This is a genomic window from Bradyrhizobium sp. UFLA01-814, assembly GCF_046718885.1.
In the GTDB taxonomy this organism is placed as follows: Bacteria; Pseudomonadota; Alphaproteobacteria; order Rhizobiales; family Xanthobacteraceae; genus Bradyrhizobium; species Bradyrhizobium elkanii.
This window is the reverse complement of record NZ_JAQOSR010000037.1, coordinates 19388-39193: the sequence shown is the minus strand read 5'-3', so window position 1 is coordinate 39193 and position 19806 is coordinate 19388. Positions and strand designations below refer to the sequence as shown.

The following is a 19806-nucleotide window of genomic DNA, read 5'->3' as shown; positions in this document are numbered from 1 at the left end:
GCAGCCGCCGGCCACTTTGCATGGGGTTGTTTTCGATATTTTGGCAGTGCGCCCCGAACCGGTGTCCCGTTCGCTCGACAACACTCTAATTGCCGCCACCCTCCTGGGTGTCGATGCGATGCAGGACGTCGTCAGGCAGGGCATGGGCCACGGCGGCCGCAGGTCCGGGCTCCGGTCCGATCTCGCGGCCGCGGCCGCGGATCAGCCGCTCATAGGCCGACACCAGCGTGGTGTAGGGATTGACCCACAGCCAGCCGTCGCGCGTGAACACCTGGACGTCGAAATGCAGATGCCGCGACGTGCCGTTGGGGTGGTCGAGATAGTTCGAGACCACGCCGATCTTCTCGCCCTCGCTGACGCGGCGTCCGTTGAGCAGGCCGTCGGCATCCATCACTGACGGGTTCATGTGCATGTAGCGGAAGCGGACGTGCTCGGTGCGGGTGTTGACCTGCAATGTCGCGGCCTGCTGTTGCGGCGAGCGGATCACGATGCTGTCGCGCACCGCAACGACCGCCTGCTGTTTGGGATCGCAACCATCCTTGCTGTCGACAGGACATGCGCCGGGGCGAATGTCCTGGCCCTGATGGCCGTAGCCGCTGGCGCATTGGCCGACCTCGAAGCTGCGCGCCTCGCAGAAATTGTCCTGCCAGGGATACGCGTCGACGGCCGCGCCGGGCTTGCGCCTGGCGAAGGATTGCGAGTGCGCGAAGGCCGGCGCCCTCTCGAGCGGAAAGCGGATCTGCGAATAGACGGTGAAGTCGGCGTGACCACCTTGTTGCCTGCGGCCGCCGCTGCCTGCGACGATGTCGCCGCTCGGGTGGTAGGTGAAGTCGGTGGATTGCGCGGCGGGCCGCTCGGCGATGTCGACGTCGCTGCGCGGCGGTGAAGGCTGGCCGCCGGCGATGCGCAAAGCCTTCAGAAAGCGCTCGACGACCGGATAGGCCTCGCGGCAGGCCAGCCGCTTCGGCCGCGGCGCGCTGTCGAGGCACTGGATCGACACGACATAGGGAATCCCGAAGCGGGTGAAGGCGTAGCGGACATAGCCCTCGCGAATGAAGCGGCGCAGGTCCGGAAACTGCGCGGCCAGCGTCTTGACCGGCTCGCCCTTGCCGCCGAGCCGGTCGGCGAGGTCGTAGACCAGGATCGAGCCGGAAATCTGCACCTCGACCGGCTTCGCAAATGTTCGCGGCGGCATGCCGTCGCCGGCGCCGGGGTCGAGCGAGAACACGGCATCGTAGCCCGACGCACCGGCATGGAAGAAATCGACCGCGCGGAAGTCGGCCTGGTAGCGCGCGATCGACAGGCTGTCCGGCGCACCGTTTTGCCGCGCGTCGAGATAGCTGGCGGGATCGAACGGCAGCAGCACCGGGATCGGGCTCTGCGCGATGCCGGGAAACAGCGGCGCCGTCACCGCGTCCAACTGCACCAGCGCAGGCGTCGCCCGCGGATCGGTGGCGGGAACGCGGCGTTGTCCGGCGAAAGTGAAGCCGGCGGAGACGGCCGGGCGGCTGCCGATCTCCTGCCGCAACTGGTCGAGCACGGCACGCCATTCGACCCGCATGGCCGAGATCGATGGCGTTCGGAATTCGTCGGCATGAGCGCCGTGAAGAGGCGCGAGCAGGGCTGCCAGCCAGCAACTGACGAAGCTGACCACCTTCCTGTTCACTGCACTCCCCGGGCTCATGTCTGTTCGCCCGAGAGACTAAAGCAAGTTCCGGAAAAGTGTGTAGCGGTTTTCGGTAAAGTTGATGCTTAACCAACAAGTTGAGGCGCGGTGACGATTCATTTCAAATCCCACCGCGCCTCAAGCGCTCAGTCCTTGGCGCGTTCGACGTAGGAACCGTCCTCGGTCATGACCACGATGCGGGTGCCCGTGGTGATGTGCGGCGGCACGCCGGTGCGCAGGCCGTTGGAGAGCATGGCCGGCTTGTAGGACGAGGAGGCGGTCTGGCCCTTGGTCACGGGCTCGGTCTCGACCACTTCCAGCGTCACGCGCTGCGGCAGCTGGATCGCGACCGGATTGCCCTCGTGCATCGAGAGCTTCACGGTCATGTTCTCCTGCAGATACGGCGCAGACGAGCCCACGATTTCCTTGGAGACCTGGACCTGGTCGTAGTTGTCGTTGTTCATGAAGTGGAAGCCGTCGCCATCTTCATAGAGGTAGTTGTAGTTGTGGTCCTCGACGGTGGCCTTCTCGACCTGGTCGGTGGTCTTGTAGCGCTCCGAGACCTTCACGCCGTCGCCGATGCGGCGCATTTCGATCTGGCTGACCGGGGTGCCCTTGCCGGGATGAATGTTCTCGGCGGAAAGGACCACATAGAGCTTGCCGTCCTGCTCGATGACGTTGCCCTTGCGGATGGAACTGGCGATGACTTTCAAAGGTGTTTTCCTGAATTTGAGAGCCTAAGGGCGCCAACCGGATCGGCAGCCCCTCGGCCATGGCGGCGATTTCGGGCTGCAACATACTGATTTGTCCCTGAGATGCCAGTCTTTTGCGGCCGAATTCGCAAGGTTGCGAACCGTCCCGGCCGCGTCGATCGGCCCTATTTTTGGGCCGGATCGGGCGTTTTCAGTGCAGTCCGGTTGTGCTCGGCGAAGCTCGCCGGAACCGAGAATGTGCCGGTCCTCAGTAGAGGCAACGCCAGTCCTCGACCCAGGGGAAAGGCGTTCCTCTCCTTGGATGTCGAGCGGTCGTTCAGGTTCAGCCAGGCGCGCACATGGACAAGGTGCGCGTCTTTCGACAAGAAGGGACCAGCCTCTCCGCGTTCCGCGAAGGCCGGGGCTGTGCGGGGTTATGAACTTGTGTGGAATCAATCGGTTGTGCAAGACTTTTGAGTGCGGATGGCGGCTCGTTGATGTTGAATCCATGAGGATGCTCTGGCGATGACAGCTCATGACCGGCCGTCGCCCTGGTGGATGCCGCAGCGCTATGCCGACCGCAGGCCGTTCCTGCAGGCGCGGACGGCGATCACGCGAGCGCTGCGCGCCTGGTTCGAGGAGCAGGGATTTGCCGAGGTCGAGACCGCGATCCTGCAGATCTCGCCGGGCAACGAGACCCATCTGCACGCGCCCCGCACTGAGCTCAGGCAGACCGATGGCTCGCATGCGCCGCGCTATCTGCGCACCTCGCCGGAGTTCGCCTGCAAGAAGCTGCTCGCGGCCGGCGAGCCGAAGATTTACGAGTTCGCGCGGGTGTTCCGCGACCGCGAGCGCGGCGACCTGCATCTGCCCGAATTCACCATGCTCGAATGGTACCGCGCCAATGCCGGCTATGACGCCATCATGGCCGACACGATCGTCGTGATCGCCCATGCGGCGCAGGCGACCGGGATCGGGCGGTTTTCATTCCGTGGCAGGATGGCCGATCCCTTTGCCGATCCGGAATTGCTGACGGTCGCGGCAGCTTTCGAGCGCTTCGCCGGCATCGATCTGTTGGCGACGATCACGGGCGGCGCGGGCGATCGCGAGGCGCTTGCGGCGGCTGCAGCAGCGCGGGTGCGGGTTGCAGATGACGACACCTGGTCCGATATCTTCAGCAAGGTGCTGGTCGAGCATGTCGAGCCCCAACTGGGGCAGGGCCGTCTGACGGTGCTGTTCGAATATCCCTCGCCAGAGGCCGCGCTGGCGCGCACCAAGGCCGGCGATCCTGATGTCGCCGAGCGTTTCGAGGTCTATGCCTGCGGCGTCGAGCTCGCCAACGGTTTTGGCGAGCTGACCGATGCGGCCGAGCAGCGCCATCGTTTCACCGCAGCGATGGACGAGAAGGCCCGCCGTTATGGCGAGCGCTATCCGCTCGACGACGATTTCCTTGCCGCGGTCGGCCAGATGCCGGAGGCCAGCGGCGTCGCGCTCGGCTTCGACCGGCTGGTGATGCTCGCGAGCGGCGCGCCACGAATTGATCAGGTGGTCTGGACACCGCCTGCGGGAGAGACATGAACAGGATCGATCCAAAACTGGCGGCGACGCTGCGACAGCCGCGCGAGCTGGTCGATGCCGGGCTCGCGCCGGTCGCAGCACTTGCCGAGCTTGAGCGGGTGGCTGCGCGCTACGCGGTCGCGGTGACGCCGGACCTCGCCGCGCTGATTGACCCGGCTGATCCCGCCGACCCGATCGCGCGGCAATTCATCCCGCGCGCCGACGAACTCGTCGAGCAGCCGGGCGAGAACGCCGATCCGATCGGCGACGACGCGCATTCGCCGGTCGCCGGAATCGTGCATCGCTATCCCGATCGGGTGTTGTTCAAGCTCGTCCATGTCTGCGCGGTGTATTGCCGGTTCTGTTTCCGGCGCGAAATGGTCGGGCCGGGAAAGGCCTCGGCCTTGTCCGATGACGCCTACCGCGCGGCGCTGGATTACATCCGCAGCCATCCGGAGATCTGGGAAGTCATCCTGACCGGCGGCGATCCCTTGATGCTGTCGCCGCGCAGGCTGACCGAGATCATGGCCGATCTCGCCGACATCGATCATGTGAAGATCGTTCGCCTCCACACCCGTGTTCCGATCGCCGATCCGGGCCGTATCAATCCCGAGATGGTCGCGGCATTGCGGGTCGAAGGCGCGACGACCTGGATTGCGATCCACGCCAACCATCCGCGTGAGCTGAGCAACAATGCCCGCACGGCATGCGCGCGCCTTGCCGACGCCGGCATTCCCTTGGTGAGCCAGTCCGTCCTGCTGCGCGGCGTCAATGACGATGCTGCGACGCTAGAGGCGCTGATGCGCGGCTTCGTCGAGTGCCGGATCAAGCCCTATTATCTGCATCACGGCGACCTTGCGCCCGGCACAGCGCATTTGCGCACCACGATCGAAGCCGGGCAGGAACTGATGCGGGCGTTGCGCGGGCGTGTGTCCGGACTATGTCAGCCGGATTATGTGCTCGACATCCCCGGCGGCCACGGCAAGGCGCCGATCGGCCCGAGCTATTTGTCGCAGCCGGCTTCCCGCGAACGTGAAGATCCGGTGGAACGGCGCTACCGTATCGTCGATTATTGCGGCGACGTTCATCTTTACCCGCCGCAATCCTGAGGCGGCGGCGATGAGCGGGGCCAGGGACGGACGGCAGGAGCCGCCCGAGGACGAGGGCAACCGCAGCATCGAAAATGCTGTGATGTTCGGCTTCTTTGTGGTGCTGGTCGCCGCGGGAATCTGGCTCCTTGGCACGATGGCCGATATACGGAAGGTACAGGATTGCGCAGCGCAGGGGCGACGCAACTGTGCTACCGTCGAGGTCCCGGAACGGGCGCGATAGGGTTGAGAAGCGGAGACGCGAGATGCGGAAGACAGTTTTGTTGATGGCTCTGATGATGGTTGCGGCCGGAGCGCCCCAGCTTGGCATGTCCCAGGCATGGGCGCAGCAGCAGGGCGGATCGTCCTCCATGCAGAAGGGCGGGACGGTCCCGGAGGCGCCGATCGGACATCGTCAGCCGCGCCGCGGCGACGTTGGCAGCGAGAAGAACATCAGCGATCCGAACAGTCAGGCCAACAAGGAAGACGCGGCGCTCGACAAGAAGATCAAGAGCATCTGCCGCGGCTGCTAAGCCACGGAAGAGACCGGCGGAGCGCGATGTACGCCCCGCCGGCAACGCTCAATCCGTTCGGCCGCGTCAGGCCGAACGCTCCTGCAGGCCGTCACGCCGCACGCTGCGCCTTGCGTCGACGGCATCGGCCAGCTGCTTCAGCACGTCAGCCGTCGTCCCGAGGTCGATGCAGCCATCCGTGATGCTCTGGCCGTAGGTCAGCGCCTTGCCCGGCACGACGTCCTGGCGTCCCGCAACAAGATTGCTCTCGATCATCACGCCGATGATGCGCTGTTCGCCGCCTGCGACCTGGCGCGCGATGTCGGCGGCAACCGCCGGCTGGTTCTCCGGCTTCTTGCTGCTGTTGGCGTGGCTGGTGTCGATCATCAGCCGCGCTGCGACACCGGCGCGGCCGAGTTCGGCGGCGGCAGCATCGACGCTCGCGGCATCATAATTCGGCGCCCGGCCGCCACGCAGGATGACGTGGCAGTCTTCGTTGCCGCTGGTGGCGGCGATCGCCGAACGGCCGCCCTTGGTGACCGCCATGAAGTGATGCGGGTGCGAGGCCGACTTCACCGCGTCCGCCGCGATCCGCACGCCGCCGTCGGTGCTGTTCTTGAAGCCGACCGGGCAGGACAGCCCGGAAGCCAGCTCGCGATGGATCTGGCTCTCGGTGGTGCGCGCGCCGATCGCGGCCCAGGAGACCAGATCGGCGATGTACTGCGGCGTCGTCATGTCGAGGAATTCGGTGCCGGCCGGCAGGCCGAGATTGTTCACCGCCGAAAGCACGTTGCGGGCGAGCCGCAGGCCCTTGTTGATGTCGAAGCTGCCGTCGAGATCGGGATCGTTGATCAGCCCCTTCCAGCCGACGGTGGTGCGGGGCTTCTCGAAATAGACCCGCATCACGATCTCGAGGCGGTCGGCGAGCTGTTCGCGCAGGCTGGCGAGGCGCTCGGCGTAGTCGACGGCCGCCGCGGGATCGTGGATGGAGCAGGGGCCGACGACGACCAGCAGGCGGTCATCGGTGCCGTTCAGGATCGCGTGGACGGCGTTGCGGGCGCCCATCACGACCCGGGTCGCCGTCAGGGTGCGCGGGACCTCCCGCATCACCTCTTCGGGCGTACTGAGCTCTTTCAATTCCTTGATGCGAAGATCGTCTGTCGTACTCAACACGGCTGGCTCCTTTGGAGTTCGGGACCTGCCGGCACACAAAAAAGCCGCCAGGTCTGGCGGCTTGTTTTGGACGTTTGCTGCAATTCTTCAGATTGAGCGCGATCCTCCTGCCGCCAGCGAGCTGTCGTAGCTAAAGTACCAAAAATAGCTGGTGGCGGATGTGATCATGGGGCGGCTCTATAGCGCAGGGATTTGGGGCTGTCACCCCCCAAAAGCAAGCCCCCCCGCGGTTCGGCGTCAGGTGTTGCGCGCCGCCAACGCCATGCCGATCAGGGTCGCACCGCCGAACATCAGATTGAGGCCGACGAGGAGGCCGATCGCCCATCCTGCGGATTCCGGCAAGCCGGCGATGATGAAGAAGGCGATCACGACGTCCATCAGGCCGGCGATCAGCAGCCACGACCAGCGTCCCGACAATTCGCGGCGGTGCTCCAGCGCGTACATGATGGTGGCGACGCCCTCGGCGACGAAATAGGCGCCGACCACGATGGTCAGCGTCAGCACGCCCTGCATCGGACGGGCGAGCAGCACCATGCCGGCCAGCACGGCGAGCGCGGCCGAAATCAGCGACCACCAGAAGCCCGGCATGTTGCGCGCCCAGAACGTCACGATCAGCCCGCCGATGCCTGAGATCAGGAACATCCAGCCGAGGAAGATGGTGACGGCGAGGCTCGCGAATGTCGGCACGATCATCGCGGCGATGCCGAGGATCACGAGCAGAATGCCTTCGAACAGGAACGCCTTCCAGTGCGCCTTCACCGCGGCCTGCATCTCCGATCGCAGCTTGTCGAGGTCGTTGGACAGGGTCATCGCGGCTCTCCGGATCTGCGCGTGTGCAGTCTATCCTAACCCGTTATAAATGGTCAGCCCGTCAGTCGCGGCAGCAATAGCTGTGCGCTCATCTTTCCGCATGGCGGTTTTCGACAGCCAGAATCCTTGGCACAAGCTTGGCCGCCAGATATCGCGAGGCGCGCGGCGACAGATGCAGGAAGTCGGCCGATACCAGGTCGTTTGCGCTGGTCCCGACCCTCGTCAGACATCCGTCCGCGTTGCACAGCTCGTCATAGGGCGACAGATATTCGATCCCGAGATCGGCGGCGATCTGCCCAACCCTGTTGTCAGTCTGCTTGGTCGATTGCACGTCGTGGCTGCGTTCCGGGATCAATGCATGATGGCGCAGGAAATATTGCACCGTCAGATGGGGCACCGTGTCGGTCCAGACCGGGACAGGGCCGACCAGGATGACACGAACGGCGCCGGCCTGTCTGAGGGCGGCAATCGTCGGGCGGAGATCGTCGGCGGTGGGTTCTCTGCTCCACACCAGGTGCAGGAGCACGACATCGGGGTGCGAGCGGGCAACCGCAGCAACGATGTGGCGGTTGGTTTGAACACAAAACGGAATGGTCTCGGCCTGCGTGGTGAAGAGCGGCGGGCAGGAATTGACGGTGAACTGGGCTAACCCGAATTGATCGCCCTGGACTTGCCGCAGCCCGGCGGCAAGCATGCCGGCGGTCGAATCGCCCCATACGAAAACAAGCGGGCGCTTGCTGGCGTCGACGCAACTCGGATCAAACGCGGGATCGGCGGAAGCGGAGATATGGCATTCGCCGTATCTCAGGAAGTCCCTGGATACGGTCATGGCGCCAGCTTCGCGAACGATCGCCGGAAGCCGAAAGGCAAAGCCGTCGACGATCGCCAACGCTCCCACCGATGCAACGGCCACCATCGATGCCGCAAGGACCGGCGCCACCCGCCACTGCCCGAACCTGATTGGGCGCTCGACGTAGCGATAGGTTGCCCAGGCCAGAATGAAGCTGGCCCCAACGGCCAGCCCGTTCTCGGCCAAAGTCAGGGGACGACCCTTGAAGCTCGCCGCAAAAACCAGGATCGGCCAATGCCAGAGGTAGAGCGGATAGCTGATCAGCCCGATCGCGACCGCGGTACGGGTCGAGAGAAATCGATTGCGACCTGACATGATGAGGGCAGCTGCTGCGGCGACCGGCGCCACCGCTGCGATCCCGGGGTAGGTCATGGAGGGCGAATAGAACGCGGTTATCGCCGCGATCACTGCGAGCGCGGACCATCCGAGAAGATCGCGCGCCGCGGAGAATCCGTTGGGCAGGCAGACGGCCACCAATGCTCCGGCTGCGAGCTCCCACGCCCGCGTGAACGGCTGGTAGAATGCGGCTTCAGGGTTGGTTCGAACGACCAGGATATTTGCGACAAGCGATGCGATGAAGATCAGGGCAAGGGGAGCGGCAGCGGCGATCCGCCATCGCATCAGCGCCCACAGCAGCAAAGGCCAGACAAGATAGAACTGTTCCTCGATGCCGAGCGACCAGAGATGGAGCAGCGGCTTCGTTTGCGCGGCCGCATCGAAATAGCCACCCTCCGAATAGAACAGCAGGTTTGCCGAGAAACCCGCGCCTGCCGCAATCTCCTTTCCAAGGGCCACCAACTCGCTCGGCATCAGAAGCTGCCATCCGGCGATGAAGGCGGCGATCAAGACGACGATCAGGGCGGGAAAAATCCTGCGAATGCGACGCGCATAGAACGTCGCAAGGCTGAAGCTCCCGTTCTGAATGTCGCCATAGATGATCCCGGTGATCAGGTAGCCGGAAATGACGAAGAAGATGTCGACCCCGACGAAACCCCCGGGAACGTATTGCGGGAACGCGTGGCCGAGCACGACCAACGAGACGGCAACGGCCCGCAGGCCATCGATATCCGCCCGATAATTCTTGTAGTTGTGCCCCATCGTCCTCTCGCGCCTGGTCTGTGTCTTTCCCTGAACCTGCCGAGGTTGTTTTGCAAGGGGAGCGGTGCCGGCCGGGGCGCTAGCTTTGACCGGGTGCGGACGGAAAGCCCTCCGAGGCGGTCCGCATCCGGTTGCGGCCGAGGAAGTAGACCGCGGTGGTCGCGATCAGCAGCGCCAGTCCGATCAGGATCGAGGTGAAGCCGATCGGGACCAGGATGAACGATGCATTGCGCTCGGGATTGACGTACCAATGATGCAGCGAGGTGAGCAGGAAGGAGACGCCGGCAAAGCCGGCGCCGCCGCCGATCAGCAGCAGCGCCCACATCCGCCGCAACTGGCTGAGCCGCTCGCGCGCAACATCGGTGCGCGGCGCATGATGCTTGCCGAGGCGTCGCACCAGGCGGATCGCAAAGCCGATCGAGGAGAAGCCGATCAGCACGCTGGCCGAGCCGAGCAGCAGCCGCGTGGTCGAGCCGAGGTCGGGGATGCGCTGGAGCGCGAGCAGCGGAAAATCGAACGCCGCGTGCAGCGCGACCGGCGCGACCAGCACCAGCGCCCAGTTCGTCATGCGCGCCCAGTCGCGGTGACCCCGGTAGGCGCCGAGCGCGCCGCCGGAGCGCGCGATCGCAAGATAGGCGCCGGCGATGATACCGAGCGCGCCGTGGAACGGCACCGTGAGCACGCTGCGCAACGCCGCGAGCGCACGCCACATGTCCTTGTGCTGGACCAGATAGGCGAGGTTCTCATAGGCGGCAAATCCAAGTCCGGCGGCCGCGCCATAGACCACCGTATCCATCGGATCGGCGAAGGCGCGGCGCCGCGTCGAGATGACGACGATGACGAGCACCTTGACGATCTCCTCCGGTGCCGCGACCCCGAAAGCTGCACGCATCGCCTGCGTCGCCCAGGGATTGTCGGGAATGGCGAGCAGCGCATTGAACGGAATTCGCGCCAGGCCGAGCAGCGAGATGCTGGCCGCGCCGAGCACGAAGGCGAGCCACACCTGCACCGGCGGTCCGGGGCGCTCGTCGGCGGCGATGACGAGCCACAACACCAGCAATGCGGGGGCAATGGCGGCGGCGCCGATAACGGTTGGAAGCGACTCAAGCAACAACATGAGCCGGACGGGCCCCTTTGATGGCACCAAAGCGATGCGTGCCGAAGAAATGGCAGCAAGTTCAGCGGATTGCAAATCGGTCTGATGCCGTTCTCGTGACCAATATGCCACGGTGCCTTACGAAAGCGGGTTGGAAAGGTGCCGTTGCGGGCCTCGATCAGCTCAAGGGGGAGGGCGGCTCCCGGACAGGTTCCTGACGGGAGGCAGGCCCATGGTGTTTCCCGGCGCAGGAGCTTTGGTACCCCTGCGATGGATGGGATCGCGACCTGTGGGTCCAATCAGCTTTCGGCACCGCGTTCCCTTCGTTGGGCTATAATGCCGTGGGCAAGGCGACTGATCCGGTAAAAGCCAGAGATGCTTTCGATTGATTCTGCTGTGATCGTTCTTGCCGTGATCGCGCTGTTTGCGGCGTTTGTGAATGGCGCGCTTGGTTACGGGTTTTCCTCGCTCACGGTGCCGGTCGCACTCGTCTTCTACACCAACCGCGTCCTCAATCCCGCGGTGGTCCTCGTCGAAGTCTTCGTCAATCTGTATGTTCTGTGCATCAACCTGAGCGGTGTTCCGGCCGTGTGGCGGCGCGTGCTGCCTATTCTCATCGGTATGCTGCCCGGCATCGCGGTCGGAGCCTTTGCGCTGACGTCGCTTCAGCCCGGCTGGACCAAGTTCGCCACCTACTCGATCATTCTGCCGCTCATTCTGCTGCAGGCGGCCGGTTGGCGGAGGCCGATCCAGTCGAAATGGCTGGTCGGTTTGCCTTTTGGAACGATGCTCGGGGTCTTGTACTCGGTCACGACCATTTCGGGCCCTCCGCTGGCGATCCTTTTCAACAATCAGGGCCTCGTCAAAGATGAGTTTCGGGCCGGTCTCGCACTGGTTCGGGTGGCGGAGTCCAGCCTGACTGCAATCGCGTACTACAAGCTCGGTCTGTTCATCGACGAGAGCCGGAGCCTCTTGTTCGTGCTCGTTCCCTGCGTTGTCCTCGGCATACCGCTCGGTGCCTGGCTGATCCGGCGGCTGGACGCCGAGACGTTTCGCCGGATCTGCATGAGCTTTGATGCGTGGGTCGTGGGATTCGGCCTGTCGCGCGTGTTGATCGAAGTGAAGCTGATGGAAAGCCCGTGGGCCTACAGCGTCATGGCCGGCACGATCCTGATCGACATCTGCTTGCTGTACGTCTTCTTCACCGCGAGGCGAGGCACCGTGCAGAGCTCGCACGCGCTGGCTTCGCTGAAATCCGGCAACCGGGGCGGTCCGACCTGAAGGTGCTCTAACTTGCGAGCAGGCGCCGGCAGGTTTCGACAAACACCTCGGCCCCCGTGACGATATCGGCGTCGTCGGTGTTCTCGCTCCAGTGATGGCTGATGCCGCCGATCGACGGCACGAACAGCATCGCCGCCGGCATGATGGTGGCGAGGACCTGGGCGTCATGGCCGGCGCCGCTCGGCATGCGGATCGATTTGCCGCCGGCGCAGGCTGCGCTCGCGGCTTCGATCGCATCCTGGAATGCGGGCGTCATCATCGCGGGCACCCCGGTGCGGATGCGCTCAACCTTCACGCCGCAACGGCCCTGAGCGGTGGCCTCGGACGCCAGGCGATGCAGCTGTTGTTCGAGGCGAGCGATCACCTCGGGATTGTCGTCGCGGATCTGGAACAGCATATCGGCGCCGCCTGGAATGATGCTCGGCGCGCCCGGGTCAAGCGTGATGCGGCCGGTGGTCCAAACCGTGCGCGGTCCCGACAGGGCAGGGAAGCTGTCGTCGACCGCGACGCAGAACCGCGCCAGCGCCAGGCCGGCGTCCCTGCGCACCGCCATCCGCGTGGTGCCGGCATGGTTCTGCTCGCCGGTGAACGTGATGCGATACTGCCAGATGCCGACGATCGAGGTGACGACGCCGATCTTGAGCCCGCTGCTTTCCAGCGTGTCGCCTTGCTCGATATGCGCTTCGAGATAACCGATGTGGCGGCCGGCCTCGGCGTTGAGGCGCGGGCGGCCGGCGAAGCCTGCGTCGAGCAATGCATCGCGCATGGTGCGATCGCTGGAGCGGTCGCGGGCTGCATCGATGTCGACTTCGGTCACCGCGCCGACAAACGACCGGCTGCCGAGGAAACTGCCGAAATGTCCTTCCTCGTCGCACCACGCGGCGACCTCGACCGCGCCGGTCGCGTCCGGATCCGTATTGATGACGCGCGCCGCCTCCAGCGCGTAGATCACGCCGAGCGGCCCATCGAGCCAGCCCGCATGGTTCTGGCTCTCCAGATGCGAGCCGGCGAGCAGCTTTGGTCCCGCCTTTGCGCTGGAGCCGAGCACATTGCCGATGCCGTCGATCGTTGCGGTGAGATTGGCCTCGGGCAAACGCGCCGCGAGCCAGTCGAGCGAGCGCAGATGCGGTTCGGAGAATGTCGGCTTGTGCACGCCGGTCTTGTAGGCGCCGATCGCGCGCAGCGCGTTAAGATCGGCGAGCACGCGCTTGCCGTCGAAGCGACCGTTGATGCCTGGCATGATTGGACTCCGGATTGCCGTCTTGATTTTGCGTCTTGATTTGCGCCTCGATTTGCTCCTTGGCGCCTCAATCCCGTCTTGATGCCGTCGTGGTTGGGTGCGACGGAACAATCAGGGCAAACGATTTCTTAGCGGTTCTGCTCTTAGGTCGCAGTACGAATAGCGTGAGAGTGTGATCATGTCTGCATTCCGGAACTGGGCTCGCAAGGCCGCTGTGCTGTTTTTTCCGATCGCGCTCGGCGCCTGCGCGCAGGTTTCGCAGCAATACAGCATGACCACGCCGCCGCCGGGGACAGGTCCGCTGGCCTGGGACGGTGCCGGACAGGACCCCAATCTCCCGCAGCCGCGGCGCCATGCGCGCAACGCGTCGCCCGCAGTAGCGGACACATCACCTGCGCAACTGTCGGAAGCGGACGCCGACGAGCGGCTGGCGCGCAAGCTCGTAATCTGCAGCACCTGCATCAAGCGGACGCCTGTGGCGGCGCAGCCGAATAATCGTCAGGATGTTGCCAGCAATCACTAGCAGCTGGCGCTGAGCGCTGTTGCCGGACATCCAGCCGGCTCGCAGGCCTTAGTTAGGCCACGATGTCGGTCGATGCGCACGCCCATGTCGATCCGAAGATTCATTGTTCCCGTCGTCGTCGTCGCGCTTGCCGCCGCAATCCTGATTCACGTCGGCGGTTCGCGGGCACATGCACATGTGCCGACGCATTGCGGCTTCTGGACCTCGATCGAGGCCGGATTGTCCTGCAGGTGATCTCCAGGTGACCTGCAGCGTGACCTGCAATTCGGGAAAAGCGCTCTGAACGCTTGCCCGCCCGGCCAATCGCCACTATACGTTCGCCCGTCGCGGCTTGAGGGCTGTGGCCAGTCCGGCGCATCTCACGTCTAACGTATTGATTTGCCGGGGGTTTTGCTCCCTTCGTCTATCGGTTAGGACGCCACCCTTTCACGGTGGAGAGAGCGGTTCGATTCCGCTAGGGAGCGCCATCACGGCCAAAGTGAAGACTCCGCAAAATCAGACGTTTAAGCGCCGCGATGGACATTTTCGGTGCATCATCCACTCGATCTCGCGACGACAGTTCTATCAGCACCTTTGGGAAGTGCCCCCCAAGCGCGGTGATCGCCGCACCTGGGGCCGGAACGGTCTTGGTAAACTGGCGGCGTTTGTCTCTGCTCTGCCGTCAGAGGCCAGCAATTGCCGCAAGCTGCTTCTTGATTGGGGCTTACGATTGCGATTGGCGCTGCTCCCAGCATGACGTTAGGCCAGACTTTTTCGGGCTGCTGTGCGACTGTGAGAATCGCTGGATCAATTTCGCCTGGAAATAATCCACACGACGATAGGCCAGCTCGGCTCATTTCGTAATGCCAATTGGTAAATTGGATTGGCAGGATCGTCCGGGATGGGTTTCATCCGAAGCGGGGATGCCATCAAGTTGATCACCTCGCGGTTGCCCCATCCCCCACAAGCGATCGACTCGGCGTTCGCCTTGTCAGATAACAGCCTTAGCGATTCCGGCGTGAAGCGCCAAAAGTCCTTCGGCGCCGCGTGAATGCCATTGACGAAACAGGTCGTGTGACAGACGTAGCCGCCCGGCTTCACAACTCTGATTGATTCAGAGAATGCTTTTTGGGGATCTCCCTCGACGTGTTCGAGAACCTGGTCCGAGACACAGAAGTCAAAAGTGCCGCTTTCGAATGGCAAATCTATGAAGTTGGCATCAGGATAGCTGACCTCTGTGTATTTCGTTTTGGTCAGCCCCAGCTCAACACCGAGTCCCTTCGATCCGGATATCGACAGGCAAGTTTTTTCGTTTCCGTCATATTCCGATAGAGCGCGATGGAGCGCTTTGTACATCGCGAGGCGCGTGATCCACCACGTCTTTGGACCGGGCGCATCGAGAGCGTGTTCGTAAAGTTGCCGAATGGTGGTTGGCGAGAGACCGTCCATTGTTTTTCCTTTGAAGGTGGCACACTACCGTATTGCAAATATCGAACTGAGCCCCAGCAAATGGAAATGAGATGTGCAGCAGTCGCCCGCTCCCTTCAATTAAAGAAAACAGCATACGCACCACGATCAATCCGATCAAGTGCGGCGCTTAGCTATTCGAGATTTGCTGTGGCCCAAGCCGCGCGGACTCGCCACCAAACGGAGAGGGCCAAGGTCGCTTCATCAATTGAGTTCGTTGCCAAGACTGCGTCCTTGATGAGCGACGATGTGACTATCGCGCGAACGCTGGCGGCATTTACGGCAACGACGTCACCGCAGCACTTGGCCACAGCTAGGCAGCCGCGCTCCGCTTGGTACCAAGCCATGCAGCAGATCAGCCAAGTCAGCCAGGATGTCACTTGCGGAGTCCGAACCGACTTCGAAATCCAGATTTGCAACGGCGCCGTGCCGCGCTGGCAGATGTGAACAATCCTGAGATCGCTGCAATCCGCCGCTCTTTCGCAACCCTTTGTAAAGCCAACGGCGATACGGCTGGGCCCGGGATGATGTGATGGCTCCAGGGACCAGGAAGCGCGAAACGCGCAAATCGCTGCGGCAATCCGGCTGGATCACGCTCGACGGCGGATTCGCCGCGCGGCCCTGCGTGGTCGAGGACATGTCTTCGTCGGGCGCCAAGATCACGGTCCAGGACAACAACACGCTGCCGGCCAAGCTGCGGCTGGCGTTCTCACGCGACGCCCGCACCGGGCGCGCCTGCGAAGTGGTGTGGCGCGAGGGCAGGACGTTCGGCGTCAAGTTCGTGCGGTAGAGATTGATCCGAAAAAGTGGATCCGGTTTTCCGAACAGATCATGCTCAAGAAAGAAGCAAGCTCATGCCGCAATTCTGCCCGATCGCATCATGAGCTAGCCTCATCCGGTGGCGCAGGATAAAAGGGCGGATGCGCAAGACCTGCTTTGCCATCATCGCCGTCCTGCTTCCCGCCGCTGCGTTCGCCCAGCAGGGCGACCGCCGCAATTTCCAGACGCCCACCGACGCCGGCAAAACCTTGCCGTCGAAATCCACGACACGAAGCAACCCTTGCGCGTCGTACGGACCGGGCTTCGTCAAGGTCGAGGGCGCCGACACCTGCGTGAAGCTCGGCGGCGGTATCAGCGTCGATGGCGGGATGTCCGGCCGCGGACGGTGAGCGGTTTGCCGCCCGCGCTCACGACATCGGCGGCGCGATGAAGCGCACGAAGGCCGGCCGGCCTGAGATCTCACCGAACCAGCGTTCGAGATTGGGCAGCTTCGGCTTGCTGACGCCCTCGACGCCGAGCCAGCGCCGCGCAAAGGCGCCGAGCGCGATGTCGGCGATCGTGAAATGGTCGCCTTCGATGAAGCGGCGCCGTGCAAGCTGCGTCTCGACGACGCGCCACACCACGCCCTCGGCATCGGCGTCCTTCTGGATCTGCACCATGTCGCGCTTCTCCGGCGGCGTGCGCACCAGCCCCCAGAACACCGGCCGGTCGACCGGCTGCAGCGTCGACAGCGTCCAGTCGAGCCAGCGGTCGACGGCGGCGCGCGCCTTCGGCGCTTGCGGATAGAGCGGCGCGCCCTGACCATAGGCCATGCAGAGATAGCGCATCACCGAATTGGATTCCCACAGCACATAGTCGCCGTCGACCAGCGTCGGGACGCGGCCATTCGGATTCATCGCGAGATAGTCGGGCTGATCGTTCTTGCCGAACTGCATGCCGGCATCGATGCGCTGATAGGGGAGGTCGAGCTCGGCGAGACACCAGAGCACCTTCTGCACGTTGACCGAGTTGGCCCGGCCCCAGATCGTCAGTTGCGGCTTGCTGTCCATCACGCGATTCTTCCCGCTGTTGTGCTTTGCGCGCGTTCATAGCTGAAGCGTCAGGGAAAAGCGCGGGGTGAATTGTACCGAGAGCAAAAAAAGAGGCTCCGCCGCATCGCGGCAGAGCCTCGCTGATAGCTATGCATCAAGACGCCGTCAGTGACCGAACAACAACCACAACACGATGATCACCGGGATCGGCACACCCAACAGCCAAAGCAAAATTCCTCTTCCCATCGTTGCCTCCTCGCATGCTTGTAAGGAGGCAACGTCAACGATCGTGTCGCGTTCCTCGCGATCGCCCGGCGGTTCAGCTAGGGCGAAACATCGACAGGAACGCGGATGCGGGCGCGGTGTTTACCAGTGGCCGGTGTTCGGCATCGACGCCCACGGCTCGGCCGGGGCCTTCGGCTCGCCTTTTTGCAGGATCTCGATCGAGTGCAGGTCGGGCGAACGCACGAATGCCATGTTGCCGTCGCGCGGCGGACGATTGATGGTGACGCCCATCTTCATCAGCTTCTCGCAGGTCGCGTAGATGTCGTCGACCTCGTAGGCGAGATGGCCGAAATGGCGGTCCTCGCCGTATTTCTCCTCGTCCCAATTGTAGGTCAGCTCGACCAGCGGCGCGCCGCGGGTCTGCGGCAGGGACTTGAGCAGATGGAGGTCTTCCTCCGCGCAGAGAAACAACAGCGTGAAGCGGCCCTTCTCATTGTCGATGCGGCGCACTTCCTTCAGCCCCAGCGCGTCCTGATAGAATTTCATCGCGACATCGAGATTGCGGACGCGCAGCATGGTGTGCAGATAACGCATTTTTTTATCCTCCTGCAGATTCAGAGATTTTGTTTGGGCTCGGGCGAGACGGGGCAAGAAATAGCAGCAAAACGCGGCGCGGGGCAGGGGTTTGCGCGAGTTTTGCCGACCGCATTTCGCCTTTGCATGCTCACGCCTTCGCGAGCGCTGGGTCCCGTTGCGCCGCGCGATCACGCAGCCAGGTATGGACGGGACGCGCCGTGACAGGCTTGCGCAGCGGCGGATGCAAGAAAGCCCCGCCCAGCAAAATTTCTGGGACGGGGCTTGTGGTCGAGCCTTGGAGGCGCGGCCTCTATCGCACCGATTGCCGATCACGGCCAATCAAGGACGCGCGAGGTTGGACGTCCTCTAAAGCGCAAAACCCCGCGAGTGGGCTCGCGAGGTCTGATGCCGACCGGCCTTGGGGAGATCGTGCCGGCAACCGGGCATACAATGTCGCCGCGCGCGGAAGGTTCCTGGGTCCGCAAAATAGAAAGCCCCGCAGGCTGGATGCGGGGCTTTCCCAGCTGACGGACTGGGGATCTCTCAGGGCGTGAGCCGTCAACTGTTGGAGACCAAACTTAAGGTTGAATTTGTAAAATGCAACAGCGCCGCGTAGACGGAGTATGTTCGTCCCACAGCGCTGCGCCGGATGCTGGGCCCTGAAATCCCCAGCGCCCTTTATGTCTTCGCGCCGTGCAAAAGGTTCAAAGAAGGACCCCGCGAGGGGGATTCGCCGGGGCCTTCCAAAGCCGACAGGGCGGTGAGCTGTCGGCACCACGCGTGATGTGCCGTTGCGCTTGTTCAATGCGGACTGGGTCCGCCAGCTGGCCGACCGCCTCCAGAAAACAAAACCCCGCCAGTTTACCGAAGTAAGCTGACGGGGCTTGTTGAGCTGATATTTCCGGTGGATTTCTCCCTCGTTGTACCGCTCGCCAAACCAACGGCGGAACGAGAGAGTCGTTCCTTCCTTTTTTGAAGGTCGCCACTTTTTTTGAAGGTCGCTTTTTGAAGGTCGCAACTCTCCGGATGTTGGTCGTGGGAACCTACTTTTTTGCGTCGTACCTTTTCGCCGCGCCCTTTGCCGTGTCCTTCATCTCGGATTTGTTGGCCCGCTTCACGCCCATGCCCGTGGTGTCCATCGCGCCGCTCTGGGTAGCTCCGTTGGTGTTTTCAGGCCGTTCCATGCCGCTCTGCGGCGCGGGACCGGTATCCTGGGCAAATGCCGCGCCGCATATCAGGGTGAGGACGGTGACCGCGATGAGCTTGCACATGGGCGCCTCCTGGCGTCACCAGGATGACCCGCGCGCAGTCGAGAGGTTCCTGTCGGCTGGTGCCGCTCTCACACCTTGATGTCGAGGATGGTCTCGACCGCTTCCCGGTCGGCCTGGTTCTTCGCGGCGAAGACATCCAGCACATCCTCATTGATGATGCGCGGCTGCTCCTTCGCCGTCTGGTCGACGACGAGCTGCACTCTGGCTTGCGTCACTTCGACAGGTACGGGGTATACGAGCATGGCTCTCTCCCTCCGGAGGATCGAACCTTGTCAGGGCTTTCTTAACGATTTGTAAGCGTCCGGGAGCTGCGTTTTGCGCCGATTCGGACGGCCGGACGGTATCGGCCTGCTCGCACGCCGGCCGGATTGGAGCCATACTGCGGGCCGCCAGGACCGGGCGGCGTGATCGATGAAGAACGGGCTCTATTCGATCCACATCCACATGACCGACGGCGTGAGGGGCCGCGACAGCGGCATCCTGATCCTGCGCGACGGTCTCTTGATCGGCGGCGGGCCGTATTTCTGGTCGATCGGGGCCTACACGGTCGGCGAGGGCACCTGGAAGGGACATCTCAGCACCAACCAGCATTCGCCGTTCGCCGACCCGTTCACCCGTCCGCTGTTCGCCGGACAGGAAGTGACGAGCGGGTTCTCCGGCACGTTCAGCGGTGACGAGGCCGAAGTGTTCGGGACCGTGTTGGTTGGAACCCGCAGCCTGGGTTTCCGGGCCACCCTGAAACGGCTGGCGGATGCCTGACGCGCGCACGCGGCGTGAGGCTGTGGACGAGGGTGCAGCAAGATCCGTATTTTGTTGGATAATTGGACCCACTGGTGCTGTGAATTTGCTGCGGACAAGTGGGAGATATCGCTGTGAATCCCGCTGCAGTGG

The 19806-nt window shown here is 63.5% G+C and carries 22 protein-coding genes and 1 tRNA gene; 11 read left to right on the top strand and 12 right to left on the bottom strand.

Annotated features, from left to right (window positions below; genetic code table 11):
- Positions 1-85: 85 nt before the first annotated feature.
- Both PMN64_RS13915 and efp read right to left on the bottom strand, forming a co-directional pair.
- Entirely contained in the window at positions 86-1684 is a 1599-nt protein-coding gene (locus PMN64_RS13915; protein WP_411781082.1) for a M23 family peptidase, read from the bottom strand.
- 128 nt (positions 1685-1812) lie between these two features.
- Complete coding sequence (gene efp, locus PMN64_RS13910; RefSeq protein WP_016844580.1) at positions 1813-2379, bottom strand: elongation factor P; 567 nt, start codon at positions 2377-2379, stop codon at positions 1813-1815.
- Positions 2380-2883: 504 nt separating this feature from the next.
- Between efp and epmA the strand changes: the two genes are divergently transcribed.
- Genes epmA through PMN64_RS13890 form a run of 4 tightly spaced genes read left to right on the top strand, consistent with a single transcriptional unit; the run spans position 2884 to position 5536 of the window.
- The gene (epmA, locus tag PMN64_RS13905; RefSeq protein ID WP_411781081.1) at positions 2884-3936 is read left to right on the top strand and encodes an EF-P lysine aminoacylase EpmA; all 1053 of its coding nucleotides are present in this window, start codon (positions 2884-2886) and stop codon (positions 3934-3936) included.
- Positions 3933-5024 carry a lysine-2,3-aminomutase-like protein gene (locus PMN64_RS13900; RefSeq protein ID WP_411781080.1) on the top strand — a complete coding sequence of 364 codons (1092 nt, stop codon included), beginning with the start codon at positions 3933-3935 and terminating at the stop codon, positions 5022-5024. The genes epmA and PMN64_RS13900 overlap by 4 nt, the downstream gene beginning before the upstream one ends.
- 10 nt (positions 5025-5034) lie before the next feature.
- Positions 5035-5247 carry a hypothetical protein gene (locus PMN64_RS13895; RefSeq protein WP_038386801.1) on the top strand — a complete coding sequence of 71 codons (213 nt, stop codon included), beginning with the start codon at positions 5035-5037 and terminating at the stop codon, positions 5245-5247.
- 22 nt (positions 5248-5269) lie between these two features.
- On the top strand, positions 5270-5536 hold the full coding sequence (locus tag PMN64_RS13890) for a hypothetical protein (protein WP_411781079.1): 267 nt from the start codon (positions 5270-5272) through the stop codon (positions 5534-5536).
- Positions 5537-5602: 66 nt separating this feature from the next.
- Here the strand turns inward: PMN64_RS13890 and PMN64_RS13885 are convergent, their stop codons facing one another.
- The 4 genes from PMN64_RS13885 to PMN64_RS13870 form a co-directional block, all read right to left on the bottom strand.
- Positions 5603-6688, bottom strand: a complete 1086-nt coding sequence (locus tag PMN64_RS13885; protein ID WP_411781078.1) for a 3-deoxy-7-phosphoheptulonate synthase — start codon at positions 6686-6688, stop codon at positions 5603-5605.
- Positions 6689-6925: 237 nt separating this feature from the next.
- Positions 6926-7498, bottom strand: a complete 573-nt coding sequence (locus PMN64_RS13880) for an HdeD family acid-resistance protein (protein WP_038386803.1) — start codon at positions 7496-7498, stop codon at positions 6926-6928.
- An 88-nt stretch (positions 7499-7586) separates the two neighbouring features.
- Positions 7587-9446: an acyltransferase family protein gene (locus PMN64_RS13875; RefSeq protein WP_411781077.1), complete on the bottom strand. Its 1860-nt coding sequence runs from the start codon at positions 9444-9446 to the stop codon at positions 7587-7589.
- Positions 9447-9525: 79 nt separating this feature from the next.
- The gene (locus PMN64_RS13870) at positions 9526-10563 is read right to left on the bottom strand and encodes a PrsW family glutamic-type intramembrane protease (protein WP_411781076.1); all 1038 of its coding nucleotides are present in this window, start codon (positions 10561-10563) and stop codon (positions 9526-9528) included.
- 375 nt (positions 10564-10938) lie between these two features.
- On the opposite strand from PMN64_RS13870, the gene PMN64_RS13865 reads away from it, so the two are divergent.
- On the top strand, positions 10939-11823 hold the full coding sequence (locus PMN64_RS13865) for a sulfite exporter TauE/SafE family protein (RefSeq protein ID WP_411781075.1): 885 nt from the start codon (positions 10939-10941) through the stop codon (positions 11821-11823).
- A gap of 7 nt (positions 11824-11830) precedes the next feature.
- On the opposite strand, the gene PMN64_RS13860 is transcribed toward PMN64_RS13865, so the two are convergent.
- Positions 11831-13063 carry a Zn-dependent hydrolase gene (locus PMN64_RS13860; RefSeq protein ID WP_411781074.1) on the bottom strand — a complete coding sequence of 411 codons (1233 nt, stop codon included), beginning with the start codon at positions 13061-13063 and terminating at the stop codon, positions 11831-11833.
- A gap of 178 nt (positions 13064-13241) precedes the next feature.
- Between PMN64_RS13860 and PMN64_RS13855 the strand changes: the two genes are divergently transcribed.
- The 3 genes from PMN64_RS13855 to PMN64_RS13845 all read left to right on the top strand — a co-directional run bounded on the left by PMN64_RS13855 (position 13242) and on the right by PMN64_RS13845 (position 14053).
- Positions 13242-13586 carry a hypothetical protein gene (locus PMN64_RS13855; protein ID WP_411781073.1) on the top strand — a complete coding sequence of 115 codons (345 nt, stop codon included), beginning with the start codon at positions 13242-13244 and terminating at the stop codon, positions 13584-13586.
- Positions 13587-13670: 84 nt separating this feature from the next.
- Positions 13671-13820, top strand: coding sequence for a hypothetical protein (locus PMN64_RS13850; RefSeq protein ID WP_016844593.1), 150 nt, complete (start codon positions 13671-13673; stop codon positions 13818-13820).
- A gap of 158 nt (positions 13821-13978) precedes the next feature.
- Positions 13979-14053, top strand: a tRNA-Glu gene (locus PMN64_RS13845).
- Positions 14054-14372: 319 nt separating this feature from the next.
- Here PMN64_RS13845 and PMN64_RS13840 read toward each other — a convergent pair.
- Positions 14373-15014 carry a methyltransferase domain-containing protein gene (locus PMN64_RS13840; protein ID WP_411781072.1) on the bottom strand — a complete coding sequence of 214 codons (642 nt, stop codon included), beginning with the start codon at positions 15012-15014 and terminating at the stop codon, positions 14373-14375.
- A 550-nt stretch (positions 15015-15564) separates the two neighbouring features.
- Here PMN64_RS13840 and PMN64_RS13835 point away from each other — a divergent pair.
- Complete coding sequence (locus PMN64_RS13835; RefSeq protein WP_018271493.1) at positions 15565-15822, top strand: PilZ domain-containing protein; 258 nt, start codon at positions 15565-15567, stop codon at positions 15820-15822.
- 130 nt (positions 15823-15952) lie between these two features.
- Positions 15953-16201, top strand: a complete 249-nt coding sequence (locus PMN64_RS13830; protein ID WP_411781071.1) for a hypothetical protein — start codon at positions 15953-15955, stop codon at positions 16199-16201.
- Positions 16202-16219: 18 nt separating this feature from the next.
- Here PMN64_RS13830 and PMN64_RS13825 read toward each other — a convergent pair whose 3' ends face one another.
- The 4 genes from PMN64_RS13825 to PMN64_RS13810 all read right to left on the bottom strand — a co-directional run bounded on the left by PMN64_RS13825 (position 16220) and on the right by PMN64_RS13810 (position 19157).
- Positions 16220-16861: a glutathione S-transferase family protein gene (locus PMN64_RS13825; RefSeq protein WP_411781095.1), complete on the bottom strand. Its 642-nt coding sequence runs from the start codon at positions 16859-16861 to the stop codon at positions 16220-16222.
- A 348-nt stretch (positions 16862-17209) separates the two neighbouring features.
- Positions 17210-17662 carry a VOC family protein gene (locus PMN64_RS13820; RefSeq protein ID WP_028342102.1) on the bottom strand — a complete coding sequence of 151 codons (453 nt, stop codon included), beginning with the start codon at positions 17660-17662 and terminating at the stop codon, positions 17210-17212.
- 1025 nt (positions 17663-18687) lie between these two features.
- Positions 18688-18915 carry a hypothetical protein gene (locus tag PMN64_RS13815; RefSeq protein ID WP_028342101.1) on the bottom strand — a complete coding sequence of 76 codons (228 nt, stop codon included), beginning with the start codon at positions 18913-18915 and terminating at the stop codon, positions 18688-18690.
- Between the two features lie 68 nt (positions 18916-18983).
- Positions 18984-19157 (bottom strand): hypothetical protein, encoded by a 174-nt coding sequence (locus PMN64_RS13810; protein ID WP_018271496.1) that lies wholly within the window; start codon positions 19155-19157, stop codon positions 18984-18986.
- 169 nt (positions 19158-19326) lie between these two features.
- Between PMN64_RS13810 and PMN64_RS13805 the strand changes: the two genes are divergently transcribed.
- Positions 19327-19674 (top strand): GrlR family regulatory protein, encoded by a 348-nt coding sequence (locus PMN64_RS13805; protein WP_028342100.1) that lies wholly within the window; start codon positions 19327-19329, stop codon positions 19672-19674.
- The last annotated feature ends 132 nt before the right edge of the window (positions 19675-19806 follow it).

What these genes read in the sequence shown, in the direction of transcription:
- PMN64_RS13880 (WP_038386803.1), bottom strand. Translation starts at nt 7,498, where the DNA reads ATGACCCTGTCCAACGACCTCGACAAGCTGCGATCGGAGATGCAGGCC.
- PMN64_RS13825 (WP_411781095.1), bottom strand. Translation starts at nt 16,861, where the DNA reads ATGGACAGCAAGCCGCAACTGACGATCTGGGGCCGGGCCAACTCGGTC.
- PMN64_RS13820 (WP_028342102.1), bottom strand. Translation starts at nt 17,662, where the DNA reads ATGCGTTATCTGCACACCATGCTGCGCGTCCGCAATCTCGATGTCGCG.
- PMN64_RS13875 (WP_411781077.1), bottom strand. Translation starts at nt 9,446, where the DNA reads ATGGGGCACAACTACAAGAATTATCGGGCGGATATCGATGGCCTGCGG.
- PMN64_RS13850 (WP_016844593.1), top strand. Translation starts at nt 13,671, where the DNA reads ATGTCGATCCGAAGATTCATTGTTCCCGTCGTCGTCGTCGCGCTTGCC.
- PMN64_RS13855 (WP_411781073.1), top strand. Translation starts at nt 13,242, where the DNA reads ATGTCTGCATTCCGGAACTGGGCTCGCAAGGCCGCTGTGCTGTTTTTT.
- PMN64_RS13810 (WP_018271496.1), bottom strand. Translation starts at nt 19,157, where the DNA reads ATGCTCGTATACCCCGTACCTGTCGAAGTGACGCAAGCCAGAGTGCAG.
- PMN64_RS13805 (WP_028342100.1), top strand. Translation starts at nt 19,327, where the DNA reads ATGAAGAACGGGCTCTATTCGATCCACATCCACATGACCGACGGCGTG.
- PMN64_RS13895 (WP_038386801.1), top strand. Translation starts at nt 5,035, where the DNA reads ATGAGCGGGGCCAGGGACGGACGGCAGGAGCCGCCCGAGGACGAGGGC.
- PMN64_RS13815 (WP_028342101.1), bottom strand. Translation starts at nt 18,915, where the DNA reads ATGTGCAAGCTCATCGCGGTCACCGTCCTCACCCTGATATGCGGCGCG.
- PMN64_RS13840 (WP_411781072.1), bottom strand. Translation starts at nt 15,014, where the DNA reads ATGGACGGTCTCTCGCCAACCACCATTCGGCAACTTTACGAACACGCT.
- PMN64_RS13835 (WP_018271493.1), top strand. Translation starts at nt 15,565, where the DNA reads ATGGCTCCAGGGACCAGGAAGCGCGAAACGCGCAAATCGCTGCGGCAA.
- PMN64_RS13890 (WP_411781079.1), top strand. Translation starts at nt 5,270, where the DNA reads ATGCGGAAGACAGTTTTGTTGATGGCTCTGATGATGGTTGCGGCCGGA.
- PMN64_RS13870 (WP_411781076.1), bottom strand. Translation starts at nt 10,563, where the DNA reads ATGTTGTTGCTTGAGTCGCTTCCAACCGTTATCGGCGCCGCCGCCATT.
- PMN64_RS13860 (WP_411781074.1), bottom strand. Translation starts at nt 13,063, where the DNA reads ATGCCAGGCATCAACGGTCGCTTCGACGGCAAGCGCGTGCTCGCCGAT.
- epmA (WP_411781081.1), top strand. Translation starts at nt 2,884, where the DNA reads ATGACAGCTCATGACCGGCCGTCGCCCTGGTGGATGCCGCAGCGCTAT.
- PMN64_RS13915 (WP_411781082.1), bottom strand. Translation starts at nt 1,684, where the DNA reads ATGAGCCCGGGGAGTGCAGTGAACAGGAAGGTGGTCAGCTTCGTCAGT.
- PMN64_RS13830 (WP_411781071.1), top strand. Translation starts at nt 15,953, where the DNA reads ATGCGCAAGACCTGCTTTGCCATCATCGCCGTCCTGCTTCCCGCCGCT.
- PMN64_RS13900 (WP_411781080.1), top strand. Translation starts at nt 3,933, where the DNA reads ATGAACAGGATCGATCCAAAACTGGCGGCGACGCTGCGACAGCCGCGC.